Here is a 1,082-nt window from a genome sequence, read left to right as displayed (position 1 = left end):
ACTGCCGGTGGCTCATCACCCTTCATATGCAATAGACCATCTTCTTTCTTTTCGATCATATCAGGGTCGGGATTAACTAGCTTAATTCGATCAACCGCCGCTAAGCCAACAGCTCCACCACCCAAAGGAAGAACCGAAACCGTACCGTCAGCACCAATCTCAACAGTTGCCGAAGGCGGCAAAACAATTGGACCACCATTACCCAAAACAGGCAAACCAATGCCAGCCCTTAGCTGCCCATTGACATCTACCTGCAGGTCGCCTGCCCGGGTATAGGCTTCCGAACCATCTGCGGCCTGAACCGCAATCCATCCATCACCCTTTACCGCAACATCCAAAGGGTTGCCGGTTTGATTCAGGGGACCCGCCTCAAAATTTGTTCCCGGCCTTTCGGTCAAGGCATAGGCTCTCGATGGATGATGCTCGCCAAACACCGGCATAGCACGCGCCTGAGCGAAATCTTCTTTAAACGCCGTCGTATTAATATTTGCCAAATTATTGGCATGAGCGCGCTGCGCCAGCATATTCTGCTTGGCACCACTCATTGCAATATATAACGCTTTATCCATTTACTTCACCATTAGGATCAAACAATACGCAGCGTCAAAGAAACGGACACTGCAAACGCCTTAGCCTAAGCTCTGCAATTATCTAGCCAACCCAAACAAGGAAGGCTATGAGCGAAATTCAGTACTAGATATTCAAGATAGTTTGCTGGATTGTATCGGCCGTCTCAATGGTCTTGGAGTTGGCCTGATAGTTACGCTGCGCAACAATCAGATTTACCAGCTCAGCAGATAAATCAACATTCGATTGCTCAACTGCAGAGGCCGTTAATAGACCCAAAGACGCCGTACCAGGCGCCCCGACAATCGGGTCACCCGAAGCAAAAGTCTGCACCCAAACACTATCGCCATCAGGTGATAAGCCTTCTACGTCATTGAAGTTAGCCAAAGCTACCTGCCCTAGAACCAAAGACTCACCGTTGGAGAAACGAGACAGAATGACACCCGACTCATCGACATCCAGACCGACTAATCGACCTGTGGTATAACCATTCTGACTTAAGTCATTTACAGCAA

Annotated in this window: 2 protein-coding genes; both read right to left on the bottom strand. The window is 49.0% G+C overall.

Going from position 1 to position 1,082, the window contains the following annotated elements; translation table 11 throughout:
- Positions 1-569, bottom strand: a 569-nt coding sequence (locus A3766_RS02735; RefSeq protein ID WP_068641621.1) for a flagellar basal body rod protein FlgF, incomplete at its 3' end; no start/stop codon positions are given.
- Between the two features lie 124 nt (positions 570-693).
- On the bottom strand, positions 694-1,082 hold a 389-nt coding region (locus A3766_RS02730), incomplete at its 5' end, for a flagellar hook-basal body complex protein (RefSeq protein ID WP_156508637.1).

The sequence above is a fragment of the Oleiphilus sp. HI0132 genome, from assembly GCF_001635845.1.
The sequence above is the reverse complement of the archived record's forward strand: the minus strand, read 5'-3'. Positions and strand labels throughout refer to the sequence as shown.